The following is a 3,987-nucleotide window of genomic DNA, read 5'->3' as shown; positions in this document are numbered from 1 at the left end:
ATGTCGACCGGCCTGACCGACCTGGGCTACAAGACCGTGCTCTACGGCGAGGACGGCGCCATGCTCTACGGCCTGCAGGAGGTGGAGGGCCTCGGCGAGAGGTTCTTCGACACGGTGACCGGCGAGGTTGCGACAAATTGTTGGGTTAGTATAAGCGACTCGCATCGTGGCTATTTTAACGAAAACGGAGTTCCGCTCTTTATAATTAAAGAGGTTGAAGGAGATTCGGTTCTTGTTGATGATGATGATAATCCTTTGCATGGCCTAATCGTTCGGGACGGCTTGTCTCTTTTTGCTGACCCTGTTACTGGCGTTGTCCATACGGGTTGGTTTGAAGTTGCAGGTTTTGGTAGATATTATGCCACCTCGGATTATTTTCTTATTTCAGGCGAGGCTCGACTAAATGGTTCTCCGTTTGGATATAGCGACTTCGCTTGGTATTATTTCGATGCTAATTCGCATGCCCTCGTCACTGGGTGGAAGTATCTTTCTGACGGCAACAAATGGGTTTATTACAATGACTTAACTGGTTGCATGTTATATGGGCAGCAGCGATTGCATTCAGATGCTAACGATACTGAGTATCATTGGTATTTATTAGATAGTTTCACAGGTGCTGCAAGTCATGGTTTTCAATGGATTAGAAATCAGCATAAGGTCGTCTATTATGATCCCGTCATGTCTTGGATGATTTATGGCTGGAATAGAGTTAATTCAGTTAACTATCTCTTCAATAACATTGATGGTCACCTGCAGATGCTAGACACAGGGGACTCGAGGAAGAATTACTATATTAACTGGGCCCTCTCAATCGCCCTTGATGACTCGCATGGTTATGACCAGGTCTATCGCTGGGGAGAACGAGGGGATTATGACTGCTCCTCTCTCGTCGTTAGCTCACTGAAGGTGGCTGGACTGAATACCGGTGGAGCAACTTATACTGGTAATATGAAATCTCAGCTCACTGCAAATGGTTTCATTTGGATTACTGATTTTTCGGATCTTCGTGCCGGCGATATCCTGCTGAACGAGGCATTTCACACTGCTATTTATCTTGGAAATGGCATTCTCGTGCATGCATCTGGCAATGAGTTTGATGACGCTATTGGTGGTATGCCTGGTGATCAAACTGGTGAGGAGATTTATATCAGAACGTATTATTGGCGTCCTTGGAACGGTATTTTGCGTTTGGTTTAGCGTTTTCCAGGAATTAGTTTGCCTTTAAGCCTGTGGCGCCGTGTGACGCCACAGGCTTCTTATAAAACTTTAGTCTGCTGGGTGCGCAGCGGCCGGCCTTAAACCACTCACTATGCGGGCGGAGGCAAGCGGCTTTTCAGAGCCCTCTCCGACTAATATTGACGATTGTTCAGGCCGTTGAGAATTCAAGTCGAAAGGGCGGCCGCTATTGCCCAAAAGGCCCATCGCCGTTCCCGCATGAAGTTGATGTGTAGGTACCGCACCGTGTTCAGGCCGTAGTTTAGGCGCAAGTTGATTTTCAACCAAATTAGGAACGATATAGGGGGTATCTTCAGGAAGCAATGCGAGTGTAAGGGGTCGTGAGAATTAAGGGACACCTGATGTCCAGCTATGCGCTTATGATTCTGGCTGAGTTCCGTATAAGCGCAGCATCACGGGTGTCATGGGCTGCCTGAAGTGGGAAAGGCTTGCTGATAGTATTTGACGGGCATGTTGGCCTTAAGAACAAATACGAGGACCCCTTCAAGGAGGGGGAATGAGGCTGCTGGTTTGGCCAGCGCGTCACAGGTCAAGATACGCTAGACCTAGAAGAAGTCCGAGCCCGCACCTTTAATCGCGGGCTCGGGGTCTGTGGGTTATACCCTAAGAGCAAGCTCCCTTTTAGGGATGGCTCTGATTCGACATCACAAAATCAGTCGTCGTCCCAAGTCCTTTGTGCAACTATAAATCTCGGGCGATGCTTAACTTCCAGATAAATTTTCCCGATGTACTCTCCGATAATACCTAAAGCAATCAGCTGTACTCCACCAAAGAAGCAAATGGTGCAAATGATTGACGCCCATCCAGTAACGGCATGCTGAACAGCAACGTTGATCAGTGCCCAGATGATTCCAATGAAGCCTAACAAGCTAAATAGAAGTCCAGCTCCTGTTATGAAATGGATGGGTTTTTCGGACAGACTTGTTATGCCATCAAATGCAAGATGAAGCATTTTGGTCAACGGGTAGTGGCTCTCTCCGGCAATTCGTTCCTCTCTTTTGTATTCAACTGTAGTCGATGGGTACCCCACGAGTGGAACCATTCCTCTTAGAAATAGATTGACTTCGTGAAATTCCTGAAGGCCCGCTAGGGCCTTAGAGCCCATAAGCCGATAGTCCGCATGGTTGTACACTACATTTGCGCCGAGTGCGTTGAGTAGCTTGTAGAAACTCTCCGCTGAAAATCGTTTGAAAAACGTATCAGTATCTCTCGAGTTGCGAACGCCATATACGACCTCGTAACCCTCTTTGTAACAATGAATCATATCTGTGATTTTGGAGATGTCATCTTGCCCATCGCAGTCAATGGAGATCGTGGCGTCGCACTTATGCTGCGCTTCCATTAGACCTGCTAGAAGCGCATTTTGATGACCTCTGTTTCGGCTTAGGGATATTCCTTCAATAATCGGACTTTTCTCACTAAGCTTACAAATAATCTCCCAGGTAGCGTCTTTAGATCCATCGTTTACAAATAGCACCTTTGAAAGAGGCGCTATATCTCTTTCGTTGATGAGCGTTTGAATGATGCTTTCAAATTGCGGTGCAGTTTTTGGTAAAACCTGTTCCTCGTTATAACAAGGAATCACAAGCCATATGACTGGGTTTTGTTCCATTTAAGCCCTCACATTTCGATAAAATAATATAGTAGATTATAAACAGATAATAGCAGCTGATTTCGAATGTGTATCGATGCTCGATGTAATGCATCTCTGCCAGCGTTTTTTACTCGAGGGGAATGTGTTGATTATTAAAAAATATTACTTGCAAGTTTTCGTTCTCACCTTTCTTTGCTGCACTTTTCCTTTGCGTGCGGCCTCTGCTGGTCCGGTGGCGCAAGTTCCACTTGCTCAAGGAATTGATGTTAGCAGCTGGCAGGGATCAATTGATTGGGTGCGTGTTAAGTCCTCGGGCGTGCAGTTTGCTTACCTAAGAATCGGCCCTGTTTATGGTTGTCCCGATTCTTATTTTGAGCGCAATGCGAGCGAGTGTGAAAGGCTCGGAATTCCTTACGGTATTTATTACTACTCTTATGCAGGCTCAAATTCTGACGCTCGTCGTGAAGCTGATAATGTTTTAAATTGGTTGGGCGGTCATCGCCCGCAGCTTCCAATTTATATCGATGTCGAAGATAGCAAAATTCTTCAAGATACTGGGTTTAATTGCAGCCGGATTGCATCAAATATATGCAGTTTTGCGTCAAGGATTGAATCAGCTGGGTTTGAATCTGGAGTATATGCAAACCTATACTGGTTTAATACTTATTTGACTGACTCTTCACTTTCTAATCTCAAACACTGGGTTGCGCAATATGGCCCGGATACTTGCTCGTATAAGAACGACTACGTCCTTTGGCAATATACGTCTTCCGGCATGATTTCGGGTATTTCGGGGAACGTGGATTGTGATTATGCTTATGATTATCCAGATGCAAACATGTATCGCCTTGCAGAAGAGAACGGCAAAACTGTCTGTTATGACTTCAATGGAGTGAAGGTAATCGGTGAACTTCGCTGGAAAGGTCATTGGTACTATTTCGACCCAAATAACGGCGGCGCAATGTCGATTGGATTTGCTACGTTGCCGAGTGGGAAGACCGTCCTCTACGGCGGCGACGGCGCCATGCTCTACGGGGAGCAGAGGGTCGAGGGCCGCTGGTACAACTTCGACCGCGCCACCGGCGCCATGTCGACCGGCCTGACCGACCTGGGCTACAAGACCGTGCTCTACGGCGAGGACGGCGCCATGCTCTACG

At 46.9% G+C, this 3,987-nt stretch carries 3 protein-coding genes; 2 read left to right on the top strand and 1 reads right to left on the bottom strand.

Translation table 11 applies throughout. The features are described from left to right. A partial coding sequence (locus ACTQV4_RS10120) for an NlpC/P60 family protein (RefSeq protein ID WP_441569767.1) occupies positions 1-1,197 on the top strand: 1,197 nt, incomplete at its 5' end. 691 nt (positions 1,198-1,888) lie between these two features. On the opposite strand, the gene ACTQV4_RS10115 is transcribed toward ACTQV4_RS10120, so the two are convergent. After that, positions 1,889-2,848, bottom strand: a complete 960-nt coding sequence (locus tag ACTQV4_RS10115) for a glycosyltransferase family 2 protein (protein WP_441569766.1) — start codon at positions 2,846-2,848, stop codon at positions 1,889-1,891. Between the two features lie 76 nt (positions 2,849-2,924). Between ACTQV4_RS10115 and ACTQV4_RS10110 the strand changes: the two genes are divergently transcribed. Next, the coding region (locus ACTQV4_RS10110) for a GH25 family lysozyme (protein WP_441569765.1) at positions 2,925-3,987 on the top strand (1,063 nt) is incomplete at its 3' end.

The organism is Collinsella sp. LCP19S3_B11 (assembly GCF_052121915.1).
Classification (GTDB): domain Bacteria; phylum Actinomycetota; class Coriobacteriia; order Coriobacteriales; family Coriobacteriaceae; genus Collinsella.
The sequence above is the reverse complement of the archived record's forward strand: the minus strand, read 5'-3'. Positions and strand labels throughout refer to the sequence as shown.